Origin of the sequence: Serratia sp. 2723 (genome assembly GCF_050434425.1) — a bacterium.
Taxonomy (GTDB): domain Bacteria; phylum Pseudomonadota; class Gammaproteobacteria; order Enterobacterales; family Enterobacteriaceae; genus Chania.
Window position 1 is genome coordinate 15,091 of record NZ_JBNDIN010000018.1, and the last position, 16,365, is coordinate 31,455.

Consider the following 16,365-nt stretch of genomic DNA (forward strand, 5'->3'; position numbering starts at 1 on the left):
AGAAATGCCCATTCTGCCGCTGTTTTCTGGTGCTTGCTTCCGCCCCGGTGGGTGTGATTTATTGATGATTGGCGCTGTATCGCCAAATTACCATTACCGCCATAAATAATAAAAACTCGGCTTCATTATTCATTATAGGAATCACCATGGAAAAGATCTCACGTACGCACGTGGTATATGCCATGTCGCGCGATAACGCCCCTGTGGCTACCGTTGCCAGCGGCAGCGACGTTTGTTTTGAAACCTGTGACTGCTTCGAAGATCAAATCGCCTCCGAACTGGCCGCCTTCACCGAACTGGACTGGAGCCGTATCAACCCGGCTACCGGGCCGGTTTACGTGCAGGATGCGAACCCCGGCGATGTGTTACGGGTAGAAATTAAACGTATTACCCCAACCAGCCATCAGGCAGTGATGGTCACCGCTCCGGGCCTGGGCGTCATTGGCGATGAGCTGCAACAGCCACAGATCCGCACCGTGCCGCTGGAAGACGGCTTCGCACTGTTGCCTGGCGGCGTTCGCTGGCCGTTAAAGCCGATGATCGGCGTAATTGGCGTCGCCCCAGCCGAAGAGCCGGTCTCCTGCGGTACACCAGATGCCCACGGCGGCAACATGGACTGCAAAATCATCACCGAAGGCTGCACGCTGTGGCTGCCGGTTAACGTTCCCGGCGCGCTGTTTGCGCTCGGCGATCTGCATGCCGCGATGGGCGATGGTGAAGTCTCGGTATGCGGGCTGGAAATTCCCGGCGAAGTGGTGGTGAACCTGACGGTAGTTAAAAACCGCGCGCTGCCAACCCCGATGATGAGCACCACCGATACGCTCTATACCCTGGCATCCGCCAAAACGCTGGACGAAGCTGCCGAATTGGCAACGCGCAATATGGCGCACTTCGTGGCGGACTATAGCCGGGTCTCGCTGGCCGACGCCATCAACCTGCTGAGCATCACCGGCGATCTGCAAATCTGTCAGGTGGTCGATCCGCTGAAAACCTGCCGTTTCGCGCTGCCGCGCAGCGTTGCCAAGCAGTTAAACATCCAGCTGGATTAGGGGTAGCGCCATGTCTGTAGAACAATTTGGTTATAAACAGGAACTGCACCGCACCCTCACCCTGAAAGATCTGGTGATTTACGGCATGATCTTTATGGTGCCGATTGCGCCGTTTGGCGTGTTTGGCTACGTCTGGGAAGGCTCACAGGGCATGGTGGCGCTGGCCTATCTGATCGGCATGGTAGCGATGTTCTTCACCGCCATGAGTTACTGGTCGATGTCCCGCGCTTTCCCGGTTTCCGGCTCGGTCTATGCATACGCCCAGCGCGGCATCCATGAAACCGTCGGCTTTTTTGCCGGCTGGTTGATCCTGCTCGATTACATCCTGGTACCTTCGTTGCTGTATATCGTCAGCGCGGCGGCGCTCGGACCGATCCTGCCAGAAGTACCCGCTTGGGTGTGGATCGTGACCTTTATCGTGATCAACAGCGCGATCAACCTGGTGGGGATCCAGTTCACCGCCAAGGCCAACCGCTACATCCTGGTGGCGGAGATCGTGATCCTGACCCTCTTTGTGGTGATGGGCCTGACGGCGCTCTATTCCGGCGAAGGTGCCGGTGGCCTGACGCTGAACCCGCTCTACAACGCCGAGCAATTCAGCCTGCCGCTGGTGATGGGTGCGGTGTCGATCGCGGTGCTGTCATTCCTGGGTTTTGACGGTATTTCAACGCTGTCCGAAGAGAGCAAAGGCGGGGCCGATGCCGTGGGGAAAGCCTCGCTGTATGCGCTGTTGTTGGTAGGGTCGCTGTTTATTCTGCAAACCTGGATCGCCGCCGATTTGGCCATGGGCCAAAACTTCACCAACCTGGATACCGCGTTCTATGATACCGCCAACCTGGCGGGCGGCTCCTGGTTAAAACAGGCCACCATCTGGGCGACAGCGCTCTCCTGGGGGATTGCCAATGCGTTAGTCGCGCAGGCAGCCATCTCTCGCATTCTGTTCGCCATGGGGCGTGACCGACAACTGCCGAAGATCCTGGCCAAGGTGCATCCACGCTTTAAAACGCCTTACGTCAGTACCCTGCTGGTCGCGGTGATCTCCCTCGGTTCCGGTCTGTACTTCAACGGCAGCATCGACAACCTAAGCCGGCTGGTCAATTTCGGGGCGCTGATGGGCTTTTTGATCCTGCATCTGTCGGTGATTAACCACTACATCATCCGCCAGAAATCCAAGGCCTGGGTAAAACACCTGCTGTTCCCACTGGTCGGCCTGTCGATCATCGCCTTTGTGCTGTACGAGATGGATATCGAAGCCAAGATCCTTGGCCTTAGCTGGCTGGCAGTGGGTATCGTGTATTACTTTGTGCTGCGCGTGGTGCTGAAGAGAGAGCCGGTGCTGAAGCTGGAGGACTAAGCCTATAGGCTAGTGACGCCCCTCACCCCCCATCTCAATGTGGATTAGGGTGGGGGTTGATTGAACCAATCCTTTGATGACATTAACAAATTGACCTGCCCCTCATATCAGAAGGCATTTGTATTATCTAAAGACGTGATAGTCAGATGAGAATTTAATTCAAACCTGATGTACTGAACAAAAAAATGTATATATTAAATAATCTCATCCTATATAAGACACGTAATACTCTAACCGGGTATTTATCTTACTCTGCACTTTCACATACAAGCTTCGGATAAACATCATCAAGAATTTTAGACCCGAAGATTATTTTAAAATTTTACTTTGCCAGCAGACACAAGTATTCCATCAGAGAATCCCGAATCCAGCCCCGATCATAGCCCAAAGTTCGATATATTTAACGATGCCTGATGGTTACAATCTAAATTCATCACCATAACTTAATTCCCCCATCACAACTCAACGCCCCATTTGACAACCTTATTCAGATTAAGATAAAAATGAGATTAGAGATTTTTTATGATCCATAAAAAATATGTGTATGCGTTCCTTCAACCAAATTACTGGCCTAACAGATGCTGATTACCCAATTAATATATCCATCTAACCTGTTAAAACAAATACACTATATTAATGAGCACTGATGATGTTAAGAGCGACAAAACGAAAACATGGAAAGCAGTCCAGTTATCATTTACGCCATCAAATCAGACAGCGGCAAGGTGAACAATCCTCGCCAGGTCGAAAAGCTGTTATTGCTGTGGTCACAAAATGCGGGATATGCCGCTACACAAGCGGATATGGCAATGCCCAAAGTGCGGAGTTGAACATGATCGCGACATCAACGCAGCGGTCAACGGGCATGGAATTGTAGGCGGCGGGACTCGTCGTTTCTGCCCATGGAGGCCAGCGTAAATCCGTCACAGAGACGGTTGCGGCCAGAGAAGTGGGAGCCTCGCCGTTTGCAGCGGGGACCGGTAATCTGACATTGGGCATGACGCTCGCCGATTTCCGCTTCCCTGCCCCGGCAGATTGCCATACTCAAGCTGCTGTTAAACTAGCTCAAATGGTCTTCCGGAACCTGGTGGTAGACACGTTAGAAAGGATTGGTGAAATCGACGTGTGACGTTACAGCCCCCTCAGATATCGAGCAATTTTCAGTGATAATATGGCAAAGCTCTTCACGGAATATACACGCGGTAAATGACAGCATTAATCCGAAAGAATTTTCTGTCGGAAGCAATCAGATAACAACCAAAGAAAGCCGCGAAATAAATAAGATTTTTCCTTAAATGGATCGTTGACACCGTGTATAGGTTTATTTCGCCATAAACACGAGTGTATACTCCGAAATTGTTGAAGGTATTATCATTCCGGATTTTTAATATCTTCACCAAGACATTTGAAGCATCAATTATTGCTGTTTCATTTGTATACGTTGTGTATTACAACATCATCTAACCTTATAAATAGAGAGACTACATTCATGAGAGAATTATCTAAAACTGAAATGGCAGAAGTTTCTGGCGCAGGTCTGTTGAGCAATATCGCTAATGCTGTTGGCTCACTAGCCAATTCAGCCATTCACTCTCTTGCCAGTGCGGTAAGCGCTTGGACTAGCGGTCTTGGCAATGCTCTTGGTGCCACAGTGGGTATCGGCCTGGGCTTCCTGGAAGGCATCGGCAAGCTCTTCGGCCGCAACAACAACAGCAACAGCAACAGCAACAGCAATTAATATCATTCTATTCGCTCAATAACTTGAGCCTAGTGATACTTATTCTTAGTAAGCTTTGTAAGTCAATAAGGATATTACAGTGAAAAAAGTTAATGACCAAAAAGCCATGGCCGTTGTTGGTGGCGCTATGGGCTGTGTGCAAGTGTATCACAAGATGAAGAATGCTGAAGGTGAGGACATCTGCAATATTTCCGTTGCCTGTGAAGACAAGTGGGGCAATACCACCACTTCAAGCAAGCCTGTAAAAATGGATTATTGCGCTGAATAAGCCTATTATTGATTAAGGATAAATCATGAGAGAACTGTCTAAAGTTGAAATGCAAGAAGTCTCTGGCGCAGGTTTTTGGAGTGACCTGATGGGTAATTTAACCACAGGTGCTGAAGGCGCGTTAAAAGGTCTTGGTAGCATTTTCGTTGAAACCGGCAAAGTCTTCACCGATTTTGTTTTTAATGCGGTTAAAGGTTTCTGGGAAGGTCGTTACAATACCAAGTAAGCCATTATAGATGACCATCAATTTATATTGAAAACCAATATAAATAGCCCTCTAGTGTCATCATTGGCTTTCAGAGCAAATCCGTTTGGGTTTGCTCTTTTCTTCTTCGAAAAATTGGCTGTTGGGTGAATATCCGGTTGGCATTTCGGGGCTACCTCTAAGCGTTATCATAAGTATGCTATGGAAAGAAAAGAAATTTTCCGTCGGGAAGTCATTGAAAATCAGCAACAAAAATGGAAAGGGAAAGTCCTGCTAAAGAAAGGAGCCCCTGCTTGGATGATCGCTGTCTTATCCAGCCTTTTTGTTATTGTACTGTGTTTTCTTGCCTATCATTTTGAATACACCAGAAGAGTCGATGTCAGTGGTGAAGTCATTACCTACCCGCATTCGATCAATATTTATACGCCAACACAAGGCTATGTAAAAAAAAGCTATGTGCAGATCGGCGATCGCGTCAAGCAAGGGGATCCCTTATATGAAATCAGCACGTCGCGGCTGACACGTTCAGGGGATCTCAGTGCGACAAGAAAAACCGCACTGGAAGAGCAGATCGCCAGTATTGAATCCATTGTTTCGAAGCTGAAAAATTCAAAAGAAGTCACCCTGCTTAACCTGAAGGGGCAATTAGACCAGTACATGCTTTCGCATGAAGATACCAAAAAACTGGTTGCCAGCGCCCGTGAAGGGGTTGAACACATGCGTAGCGGGATGGCGAGTTACGAGAAATACCGTGACAAAGGGCTAATTACCAAGGACCAACTGAACAACCAACGTTACTTGTTCTATCAACAACAAAGTGGTTTCCAAGCGTTAAACAGCCAAAGTATTCAAGAAGGGTTGGAAATATCAAAGCTGAGAAGCGAGATCCTCACGCAATCCGCCGGCTTCGATAATCAAATCTCAGAATATGAGTATCAGCTGAGTGAGCTAAAAAGAAAAATCGTCGAGTCCGATGCGGAAGATACCAACATTATCAGTGCGCAGATCACCGGTATTGTGGAGTCATTGAGCGTCACCGACGGGCAAATGGTGAGCGCAGGCGGCAGTCTGGCGAAAATACGGCCAACTGAAGACGTCAAATATTTTCTGGTGATCTGGCTGCCGAACAACAGTCTGCCTTACATCAAGAAAGGAGACGGCGTAAATATTCGCTATGACGCCTTCCCTTCAGAGAAGTTTGGCCAATTCCCTGGTCGGGTAGTTTCGATCTCGAGCATCCCGGTCACCAATCAGGAAATATCCGACTACAACATCCCTGCCGCGAACACTAATGGTATAGTGATGGATAATTATTACAAGGTCTTGATAGCCATGAAAGAGACGGAATTCAGCGATAAAGGCAAGCAGATGAGTTTATCGAGTGGATTAAAGGCCCACGTCATTGTCTTCCTGGAAAGTCGTCCCCTATATCAATGGATGTTTGTTCCATTCTATGGCATTAAAAACAGCATATCGGGGAAGATAGATGAGTGAGCATGTATTCGAGCATATTACCCGGAAATTGAACTTTGGCCTATTCCGCCGGGTACCGCAGATATTGCAGACGGAAACGTCAGAATGCAGTCTGGCCAGCCTGGCGATGATTTGTGGCTACTACGGCCTGAATATTGATATCTTCAATCTGCGCAGCAAATTCAGCGTCTCCAGCCAGGGGGCAAACCTGAACACGCTGGTGCAGGCGGCAACCATGGTCAATATGCAAACCCGTGCCCTGGCGCTGGATCTACACGAAGTCAAAGAACTCAAGTTGCCCTGCATCTTGCACTGGGACATGAGCCACTTTGTGGTTCTGGTGGCGGTAAGACGATCGTCCGTAGTGATCCACGATCCCGCCAGTGGGAAACGTATTATCGGCATTAGAGAGCTCTCGAATCACTTTACCGGTGTAGCATTAGAGCTGTGGCCAAACAGCGAGTTCAAGAAGGCCAAGTTAAAGAGCAAGGTCAAGCTGTGGGATCTGGTCAGAAGCGTGACCGGCTTAAAAGGCACCCTGGTCAAGATCTTCTTCCTGTCGGTGGTGGTTGAGGCGATCAACCTGCTGATCCCCGTGGGTACGCAGCTGGTTACCGACCACGTTATTCAGGCCAAAGATACCAATCTGCTTTCAATCATCTGTATCGGCCTACTGTTCTTCCTGATCTTCCACGCCTTTGTCAGTATGATCCGCGGCTGGATATCGCTGGTAACGGGCAGCATGATTGACCTGCAATGGAAGTCTTCTTTTTTTGATCACTTGATGAGGCTACCGCTGTCGTTCTTCGAGAAACGGCATTTAGGCGATATTCAGTCGCGCTTCTCCTCTCTGGAGGTGATCCGCAATACCTTTACCAACAACATCATTGGTGGGTTGATAGACAGCATCATGGCTGTCGGCTTGATCACCATGATGGCGTTCTATGGCGGCTGGTTGTCCTGGGTGGTGCTCGGCTTTACCGCGTGCTATATCATTCTGCGCATGACGACCTACGGCTTTTATCGCCGTATGTCGGAAGAGAAGATCGTCAAAGATGCGAAAGCCAACTCGCATTTTATGGAGACACTGTATGGTATCGCCGCGATCAAGGCGCTGGGACTATATAAGCGACGCGCGGGTTTTTGGCTCAACCTGAACGTGGATGCCGCCAACACCAACATCAGGCTGACCCGCTTTAACATGCTGATCGGAGGTATCAATACCTTTATTACCTCCCTGGATCAGATCGCCATTCTCTGGCTAGGTGCATTAATGGTGGTCGATAACAGCATGTCGCTGGGGATGTTTATCGCCTTCAATGCCTACCGTGGGCAATTCTCACAGCGGGCTGCCGACCTGGTCGATTTGTTTATGCAGCTGCGAGTGCTGTCATTGCACAATGAAAGGATCTCGGATATCGCCTTTACCGAGCCGGAAGAGGAAGTGCCTACCCGAAAAATCTTTGCGCCTAACGAACCCGTACGGTTTGAAATCAAGGAACTCAGCTATCAATACGACAGTGTGACACCTCCGATCTTCGACAATCTCAGTTTTAGCGTTGAAGCAGGGCAAAGCATTGCCATCATTGGGCCTTCCGGCGTAGGCAAAACCACCTTGCTGAAAGTGATGGCGGGCCTGCTCCCGCCGACCAGTGGCACCGTACTGATCGAAGGGATGGATATCAAGAAAGTCGGGCTGGATAACTACCGAGATTGCGTTTCCTGCGTGTTACAGGATGACAAGCTATTCTCTGGCTCGATCGCCGACAACATTTGCGGCTTCGACTTGGCACCCGATTATGAACTCGTTGAAACCTGTGCCAAACATTGCAATATTCATGATGAAATTGCACGCCTGCCAATGGGTTATGAGACTTTGTTGGGTGAGTTGGGGACCGGGCTTTCCGGTGGGCAGAAACAACGGCTGTTGATTGCCAGAGCACTCTACAGAAAACCCAACGTGATTTTTATGGATGAGGCCACCAGCCATTTGGATCTGGATAACGAAGCCATCGTCAACCAGTCGATATCACAATTGAAGATCACCCGTATCATCGTGGCACATCGGCCTTCAACGATTGCTTCGGCAGAGAAAGTGATCCGTCTGGGAGGCGCAGAGGAGCCGGAGGTCACGGGCTGATCGCACGGCAAAGAGGCCAGTGTTGCTGGCTTTCGGCGGCGAGAAGATAGCGCTTTCAGGGCATAAAGACAAAGATCCCGGCCAGTTGGTCGGGATCTTTGTCTTTATGCCCTGACCGCTGTGGACCAGGGCCGATCTTTAATTACGCCGTACCACCCACGGTAAGTGAATCCAGCTTCAGCGTAGGTTGGCCAACCCCCACTGGCAGGCTCTGCCCTTCTTTACCACACACGCCCACGCCCTTATCCAGCGCCAGATCGTTACCCACCATCGAAATCTGCTGCATCGCCTCAATACCGGAACCGATCAGTGTAGCCCCCTTCACCGGTTTGGTGACGCGGCCATTTTCGATCAGATAGGCTTCAGAGGTGGAGAAGACAAACTTCCCGGAGGTGATATCAACCTGGCCACCGCCAAAGTTCGGCGCGTACAGGCCATATTCCACGCTGGCGATAATCTCTTCCGGCGTCGATTTGCCCGCCAGCATGTAGGTGTTGGTCATGCGCGGCATCGGCAGGTGAGCATAAGACTCGCGGCGGCCATTGCCGGTAGGCGCAACGCCCATCAGCCGTGCGTTGAGCTTATCCTGCATATAGCCTTTCAGGATGCCGTTCTCAATCAGCACGTTGTATTGACCCGGCACGCCTTCGTCATCGATCGCCAGCGAACCACGGCGGCCTTGTAAGGTGCCATCGTCCACCACGGTGCACAGTTCAGAAGCCACCAGTTGGCCCATCTGGCCACTGAATACCGAGGTGCCACGGCGGTTGAAGTCACCTTCCAGCCCGTGACCGACAGCCTCATGCAGCAACACGCCCGGCCAACCCGCGCCCAGTACCACAGGCATGGTGCCCGCAGGGGCAGCCACGGCAGAGAGGTTAACCAGCGCCATACGCACCGCTTCTTTGGCAAAAGCATCAGCACGCACTTCGCCGTCCACCACCTCCAGGAAGTAGTCATAGCCAAAACGGCCACCGCCACCGCTGGCTCCGCGCTCACGCTTGCCGTCTTGTTCCACCAGCACGCTGACGGAGAAACGCACCAGCGGGCGAACGTCCGCCGCCAGAGTGCCATCCGTTGCCGCAACCAGTATCTGCTCATACACGCCAGTGATGCTGGCCGTCACTTCCTGCACACGCTTGTCTGTAGCACGCGCTACCTTGTCGACCCGGTGCAACAGCGCAATCTTCTCTTCCCGCGGCAGACTTTGCAGTGGATCGAGCAAAGGATACAGCGCCTGATAGCCGATCTCGCCCAGCGTATGGACTTTGCCATTGCCGCTGTCACGTACAATGCTGCGAGCGGCCTGAGCACTTTGGTTCAGGGCGTTCAGGGTGATTTGGTCCGCATAGGCAAAACCGGTCTTTTCACCGCTGACCGCTCGCACGCCAACGCCCTGATCGATATTGTACGAACCATCTTTGATGATGCCGTCCTCAATCACCCAGGCTTCGTGGTAGCTGGACTGAAAATAGAGGTCAGCGTAATCGAGGCGGCGTTCTGCCAGTTGACCCAATACGGAGAACAAGTCTTGATGACTCAGCTTATTCACAGCGAGTAACTGCTCACTGACAAACGACAGGCTCATAATTTTTTCACTCTTTATTGGAGGAGTTTTCAACCGGCGCAATCAGCGTCGGCTGGAATCGGTTGTGCTGCATCACCGGCATCTGTTTGCGGATGGTGTGCAACTTGCCGGTATCCACGCGCACTTTCAGCGCGGAGACCGCATCGGGGTTTTCTGCCAGCACATTGCCCCAGCTGTCTACCACCATGGAATGGCCCCAGGTGCGGCGGGTGGCCCCGTGACGGCCAACCTGTGCGGGAGCCAGGATCACACACTGGTTCTCGATAGCGCGGGCACGCAGCAAAATCTCCCAGTGTGCCTCACCGGTCACGCGGGTAAATGCGGCGGGCACCGAGATCAGTTCCGCACCTTGCGCACGCAGCGCCTGATACAGGCCAGGGAAGCGCAGGTCGTAGCATATCGTCATGCCCAGGCGGCCCACCGGCGTATCAACCACCGTCAATTGCTGGCCATGCTGATAGGTATCCGACTCGCGATAATGGGCATGGATATCATTGATATCCACGTCGAACATGTGCAGTTTGTCATAACGGCCACGGATTTCACCCTGATCGTCAAACAGCAGGCTGCTGGTGGTGATGCGTGTCGGATCTTCGCGGCTGATCAGTGGCATAGAGCCAACCAGCAACCACACCCCATATCGGCGAGCCATATCGCGCACCGCCTGCTGTAACGGCCCGTGCCCCTCCGTTTCCGCATGTTCACGGTAGGCAGCCGAGTTGGCAAACAGCAAAGCGTTCTCTGGAGTCATCACCAGTTTTATCCCGGAATTGAGCTGTTTGATCTGCTGCTCAATCTGGGCCAGGTTGTCCCGTACCTGCTCACCGCTACACAGCTGTAATAACGCAACGTTAGCATTTTTCATGGCGACTTATCCTCTTTTGGCTTACGCAACACCTCATGAATACTTGGGTGGTCCAGGCTGCCGGTAATGTTGTAGCGGATCAGCGAGATCTTGTTCCACAGCGGCGCCAGTGCCTTGGAGGCCGCAAACACCGCCGCGCCCACAATCGGGTTGATCACAAACGCGGTCGCCACCCCCACCGTAGCCGAGATCTCTGGCGCTATCACGGCCTGCATATCAATCTGGCCCTTCACCAGGTCGATCTGGCCGCTCATGGCGATGTCCGCCGCCAGACCATCCACCAAAAAGTTATCTGTATGCATTATGCCATCTTTCGCCCAGATAGTGCCGCGTATGGAGTCAAAGTAAAATCCATTCCCGAAGGTATCACGGAAATCGAACTGTAATTTGCGCAGCAGGGCATCAAAGCTGACCAGGCGTAACAGCTGCCCAGCCCGGCCACCGCCGACGTTGTCGATCTCGCCTTTGCCCAGATCGACCTTCATGGTGCCATTGAGCGTGTTGATCTGCGGTTTCCATGGCTGCCCATGCCAGTGCAGATCAAAATCGATATCGTAAGGTGCGTCTTTTAATGGAATGATCACGCCAAAGAAACTGGCGGTATGATCGATTTTGCTGCCCAGCAGTTTGCCCTTTAACGCACTGCGCTCTTCCTGAGCGTTCTGTTTCCACAGGCCGGTGGCGCTCATACGGCCATAGCCGGTGTCCACCAGGCCATGGCTTAACACTAGCGAGTCACCATCGTGTTTAACATCGGCCTCCACCGTGCCAAGGTTCTGCCCCATCATCCAACAGGATTTACAGCGCAACATCAGTGAAGGCCAACCCTGGAACGAGATCCGTTCCGCCGAGTCCAGCGGGTTGGTACCGCCAGCACTGCCGTCGCCGCTGGCAAACTGCGGATTGTAGTAAAGATAAGCGAGATCAGCACGCCACACGCCGTTATCCGGCATCGACAGGCTGCCATCAATCTCTTTACCCTTGGCGGTGACCATCGTCCCTGCCAACTGCTGCACGACCGCCAGTTGAAGGTTATGCCACGCCTGTCCGCCCAGCGTCAGCTGTGGGGTTTCGAGCGTTACGCTGGTTGGGAATACAAAGCTGCCCACCTTGCCTGCGCCACTGCTTTGCTTCATCGCTGGTGCCAATAGCCCCAGCCATTGCTCGCCATCCAGCGCAGGCAGGTTGAGCACCAGGGATTTATCTTTGGGTAACGGTGGCGTAGAGGAACCGCCGGTTTGCCAGGCGGCACGTGCCAGCGTCACCTGCTGTTTGGCCAGCAGCCATTCGCTGTTGAAGTGGTTTTGCTTACCCGCACTGCCATTGAGCATAAATCCTTGCAGGCCGCCGTTCACTTTTACGCTAACCGGTAACGCTTCCCCTGCGGCTTTATTTAGGGGAGAAGGTAAGTAACTGCTTACTTTTTTCAGATCGGCATTCACACCAATCTCATAGTTCGGCTCGCCTTTATGCGGCAGGTTGATCGCCACTTTACCCTGCCAGGCGGCGCTGCCTGCCAGCTTTTTGGCAAACTCTGGCGGCAGACCTTCAACCTTGGCCAGTTGCCAATCACCTTTCAGCCCAACGTTAACCTTATAATCCTGTTTGCCTTCCAACGTATCGAAGTTGACCGCCAGCGGCTGCCCAAACCAGTTGGCCGTCAGGGTATCGCTCTGCAGGTTGCCATTGTTGAAGCGAAACTTACCGCTCACTCTCTCTAGCTGGCTCTCCAGCGGCTTGACCAACAGCGAGTTATTGTTCAGCGTAACCTCACCGCTGGCATTAACCAGCTCGCCGTTCAAAGGGATATCCAAGTGTAAGCGCCCACTAACCCCACCGCCCACCTGCAGCTCATCTAACGCAGCACCGACCGAATCATCCAGCGGGGTCTGCATGAAATAGTCATGGATATCTTGCCCGGTGCCCGCAACGTCGGCATCAATCAACAGGCGTTCTTTGCGATAGTCCGGAATAACGGCGCTAATATTTCTGCCCGTCGCATTGCCCAGTTTGGTTTGCGGCGCGTTCATCCACAGGCCATTGTTGGCAAAGTCGAGGTCGATCGCCAGATCGTTCAGCGCTGGCCACTCAGGCTGAAACTGGAAGGTAGCGTGGCGTAGTGGGACAAACACCTGAAACTGCCCTTCGTTCTTCTCATACGGGAAGTGCTGCGGATCACCCGCATAAATCAGGGAAGCATTATCAACCTGCCCACCCTGGATCGCCCCGCAGAGATAATCCACCAAATGTTTACCCATCAGCGGTTCAGGGAAATAACGCCAGGCATCGGCGGCATCATACAAACGGATGCCAGCCAGAATATCCAGCCAAGGCTCGCCGTCGGCCGGTTGCCGATAGCGGAAATCACCGTTAATCCACAGGGATTTGGCCTGTACATCCAGACTTTGACTTGCCAATTGCCAGCCTTGAGCGTTGTTTTGCCAGGTCAATGCTCCGCTCGCACGGCCGATCTCCAACGGTGCCCGGAACATATCACCATAAGGCAGCGTGCTGTTGTTCAGCCCCAGCGTCAGACGGCCGTTTTCCACCCCCCCGGTTAACGCGCCGGAAAAGTGATCGACGCCCGGCAACAGTTTCCAGTGTTGCCAGCTCAGATCCTGCCACCACGCCTGAAAACGGGTTTTTTCCGGCTGTTGTAGTGGGATATCCAGCGCCAGCGCCCTGAGCATGCCGCGAGGTTGTAAGTCTTGCCAGTGCTCCAACACTTCCGGGCTGAGGAACGAGAAGGTAGGCAGCAACGCTTCCAGCCGTTCCAGCTGGATGCCGGTGGCACGGATACGGAGTTCCTCATTCTGGTTTGGCCCGATAAATTGGGTATTTTCCGGCAACCACAGCGCAGTAAGGGTGCCTGGTGCCCAGGCTTGGCCATCGGTTTTCAGGTTAAGGGCAGGCACATGCACCTGCCAGCCGTTCCCCTGACGGCTCAGAGCCAGCGCCAGATTATCAACATCCAGCCAGTGTTGGTCGCCGCCCACCGACCAGTTGGCGGTGCCTTTATTAAGTAAGGCATTACCGCTGTAGATTTCGCCATTTTTGATATTGAGCCAGGCGGCCAGGCTGAAATCGGCGCTTTCCAGGCCGGTATTGGTTTGCAGCCAACGGCTGAACCAGGGCTTCATGTCAATATCATCGGCCTGCATATAGATGGTGCCGGTATTGAGTAACCCCTGCTCATCCCGCAGATCCAGGCGTAACTGTGCCGCACCGTGCTGGCCATTCAGGCTGCTCAGGCTGATCTGACCTTCCGCGCGATGGCGGTTATAGCTGTTGAGCCAGGTCATTTGCGGGATGTGGAATTCAGCACGGGAACCGGATGGGGTCAGGAACGAGAGACGGCTGTTGCGCAGATCAAAGTGATCCAATTGATACAGGAACAGATCGCTGACCCCGTTCGGAGTAAGGCCATTGCCATTGCTGCCTTCCCCCCCGAGCGTCGCATCAAGATCGAGCTGCAGTTGATAAAAGGTGAGATCGCGGAACTGCCAGCGCCAATGCAGCAGGGATTGCCACACGTCCAGCGCCAGCGTGACGCGCTCGATCTGGATCTTGCTTGTTGGCAGGGCCAAACGGATGTTGCGGGCTTCCAGCGTTGGGCCAAAGGTTTCCCAACTACCCTGGACAAAGTCGGCCTCGACGGGCACCCCAGCGATCGCCTGCACCTTCTCCAGCAATAGCGGACGATAGTGGTTAAGCTCAGGCAGCACCAGACGCAACCCGCTGATCAGCAACGCCACAACAACAATCAAACTGGCGCCTGTGGCTAACAGGATCCCGGGCAGTCGCCTCACGCATTTCTCCTTAATGATCAAAAATATAACCTTGTTCCCCTCACCCTAACCCTCTCCCAAAAGGAGAGGGGACCGATCGAGTTGGGCTGAAAGTATTGTGATCCTTCATGAGCACCGGCTGATTCACCTTGGATGAGGGGACTGTCACGGTTGCTGAGATGACTTCTTTACCTCCAAAGATCAGGGACTGACAGCTCCCGCTCCCTATGGGAGAGGGTTGTGATCCTTGATGAGCACCGACTGATCCACCTTGGATAAGGGGACGATCGCGGTTGCTGAGATGACTTCTTTACCACCAACTGACAGCTCCCTCTCCCTATGGGAGAGGGTTGGGGTGAGGGGTATTACATCATCACCACGTCAAACTGTTCCTGGCTGTATAAAGGTTCGATCTGCACCTTGACCTGTTTGCCAACGAAGATTTCCACTTCCGCCAGCGCGTGTGACTCTTCACTTTTCAGCGCTTCACCCACGGCCGCAGATGCATAGACCAGAAAACGATCGGAATCGTAAGCATGATGCACGCGCACGATCTCACGCATAATCTCATAGCAGACGGTTTCCACCGTTTTCACCGTTCCGCGCCCTTGGCAGGTCGGGCAGTCGTTACACAGCACATGCTCAATACTTTCACGCGTGCGTTTACGCGTCATCTCCACTAATCCTAGCTGAGAGAAACCGTTGATCGTGGTTTTTACCCGATCTTTACTCAGCGCCAGCTCCAACGAGTGCAATACCCGGCGGCGATGTTCATCATTGTTCATATCGATGAAATCAATGATGATGATGCCCCCCAGATTGCGCAGCCGCAGCTGGCGGGCAATGGCCTGCGTCGCTTCGATGTTGGTATTGAAGATGGTTTCATCAAGATTGCGGTGGCCGACAAAGGCCCCGGTATTGATATCCACGGTGGTCATGGCTTCGGTTTGATCGATGATCAGGTAACCGCCGGACTTCAATTCAACCTTGCGCTCCAGCGCACGCTGGATCTCGTTCTCGACGTCGTACAGATCGAAGATCGGCTGGCTACCGGTATACAGCTCCAGCTTATTGGTGATATCCGGGATGTACTCGCCGGTAAATTCCACCAGTTGGTCATGCGTCAGACGTGAATCGACGCGGATACGATCCAGCGCCGCCCCGGCAAAGTCACGCAGGATACGGTGCGCCAACGCCAGTTCGCCATACAGCTTGTACTTGGTCTGGTTACGCTTTTTGCGCTCCATGACCTTGGTCCACAAGCGCTTGAGGAAGGCGGCATCCTGCGCCAGTTCTTCTTCGCCGATCCCTTCCGCCGCGGTGCGGATGATAAAGCCACCCAGATCGTCGCAATATCCCGCCACGGCGCGCTTAAGACGCTCGCGTTCGGCTTCGCTCTCAATACGTTGGGAAACCCCCACGTGCGCAGCGCCCGGCATAAAGACCAGGTAGCGCGAAGGTAGAGTGATATCGGTAGTGAGGCGTGCCCCCTTGGTGCCAAGCGGATCTTTCACCACCTGGACCATCAGATCCTGCCCCTGACGCACCAGTTCGGCGATATCACGCACGGAGAAATTCTTTTGTTCATCACCGGCAACACACTCGGTGTGCGGCATGATATCGGAGGCGTGCAGGAAGGCCGCCTTATCCAGGCCAATATCGACAAAGGCCGCCTGCATGCCGGGTAACACGCGGCTGACACGCCCTTTGTAGATATTGCCCACAATGCCTCGCTTGGCTTCGCGCTCAATATGGATCTCTTGCAGAATGCCGCCGTCAATATAGGCAACCCGCGTTTCCGACGGCGTGATATTTACCAGTAGCTCAGCTGTCATGCTTTCTCCTCAGAGCCGGTGTAGCGCTGCCCCTTATCTTTCCTGCGCTCATGCTATGGCGG

General features: G+C 53.0%; 11 protein-coding genes and 2 pseudogenes. 9 read left to right on the forward strand and 4 right to left on the reverse strand.

The annotated features are described in order from the left end of the window. Positions 1-146: 146 nt before the first annotated feature. The 9 genes and pseudogenes from ABIE29_RS21140 (at position 147) to ABIE29_RS21180 (ending at position 8,227) form a co-directional block, all read left to right on the forward strand. Positions 147-1,049, forward strand: a complete 903-nt coding sequence (locus ABIE29_RS21140) for an acetamidase/formamidase family protein (protein ID WP_429621021.1) — start codon at positions 147-149, stop codon at positions 1,047-1,049. 10 nt (positions 1,050-1,059) lie between these two features. Beyond that, the gene (locus ABIE29_RS21145; RefSeq protein WP_429621023.1) at positions 1,060-2,403 is read left to right on the forward strand and encodes an APC family permease; all 1,344 of its coding nucleotides are present in this window, start codon (positions 1,060-1,062) and stop codon (positions 2,401-2,403) included. A 738-nt stretch (positions 2,404-3,141) separates the two neighbouring features. Continuing rightward, positions 3,142-3,346: pseudogene (locus ABIE29_RS21150) on the forward strand (zinc ribbon domain-containing protein); the annotation flags it as partial. Positions 3,347-3,379: 33 nt separating this feature from the next. After that, positions 3,380-3,532 (forward strand): annotated as a pseudogene (gene rihB / locus ABIE29_RS21155) (ribonucleoside hydrolase); the annotation flags it as partial. Between the two features lie 360 nt (positions 3,533-3,892). Continuing rightward, positions 3,893-4,141 (forward strand): hypothetical protein, encoded by a 249-nt coding sequence (locus ABIE29_RS21160; protein ID WP_429621026.1) that lies wholly within the window; start codon positions 3,893-3,895, stop codon positions 4,139-4,141. Positions 4,142-4,220: 79 nt separating this feature from the next. Beyond that, positions 4,221-4,409, forward strand: a complete 189-nt coding sequence (locus ABIE29_RS21165; protein ID WP_429621028.1) for a hypothetical protein — start codon at positions 4,221-4,223, stop codon at positions 4,407-4,409. A 25-nt stretch (positions 4,410-4,434) separates the two neighbouring features. Continuing rightward, a complete protein-coding gene (locus ABIE29_RS21170) occupies positions 4,435-4,635 on the forward strand; it encodes a hypothetical protein (protein ID WP_429621030.1) in 201 nt (66 codons plus the stop codon). 180 nt (positions 4,636-4,815) lie between these two features. Beyond that, positions 4,816-6,108 (forward strand): HlyD family secretion protein, encoded by a 1,293-nt coding sequence (locus ABIE29_RS21175; RefSeq protein WP_429621032.1) that lies wholly within the window; start codon positions 4,816-4,818, stop codon positions 6,106-6,108. Further along, the gene (locus tag ABIE29_RS21180) at positions 6,101-8,227 is read left to right on the forward strand and encodes a peptidase domain-containing ABC transporter (protein ID WP_429621034.1); all 2,127 of its coding nucleotides are present in this window, start codon (positions 6,101-6,103) and stop codon (positions 8,225-8,227) included. Before ABIE29_RS21175 ends, ABIE29_RS21180 begins: the two co-directional genes overlap by 8 nt. 142 nt (positions 8,228-8,369) lie before the next feature. On the opposite strand, the gene tldD is transcribed toward ABIE29_RS21180, so the two are convergent. The 4 genes from tldD to rng all read right to left on the reverse strand — a co-directional run bounded on the left by tldD (position 8,370) and on the right by rng (position 16,303). After that, entirely contained in the window at positions 8,370-9,815 is a 1,446-nt protein-coding gene (tldD, locus tag ABIE29_RS21185) for a metalloprotease TldD (RefSeq protein WP_429621036.1), read from the reverse strand. 7 nt (positions 9,816-9,822) lie between these two features. Further along, on the reverse strand, positions 9,823-10,680 hold the full coding sequence (nit1, locus tag ABIE29_RS21190) for a deaminated glutathione amidase (RefSeq protein ID WP_429621038.1): 858 nt from the start codon (positions 10,678-10,680) through the stop codon (positions 9,823-9,825). Next, positions 10,677-14,489, reverse strand: a complete 3,813-nt coding sequence (gene yhdP / locus ABIE29_RS21195; RefSeq protein WP_429621040.1) for an AsmA2 domain-containing protein YhdP — start codon at positions 14,487-14,489, stop codon at positions 10,677-10,679. The genes nit1 and yhdP overlap by 4 nt, the downstream gene beginning before the upstream one ends. Positions 14,490-14,833: 344 nt before the next feature. After that, a complete protein-coding gene (rng, locus tag ABIE29_RS21200) occupies positions 14,834-16,303 on the reverse strand; it encodes a ribonuclease G (protein WP_021180761.1) in 1,470 nt (489 codons plus the stop codon). Positions 16,304-16,365 lie beyond the last annotated feature (62 nt).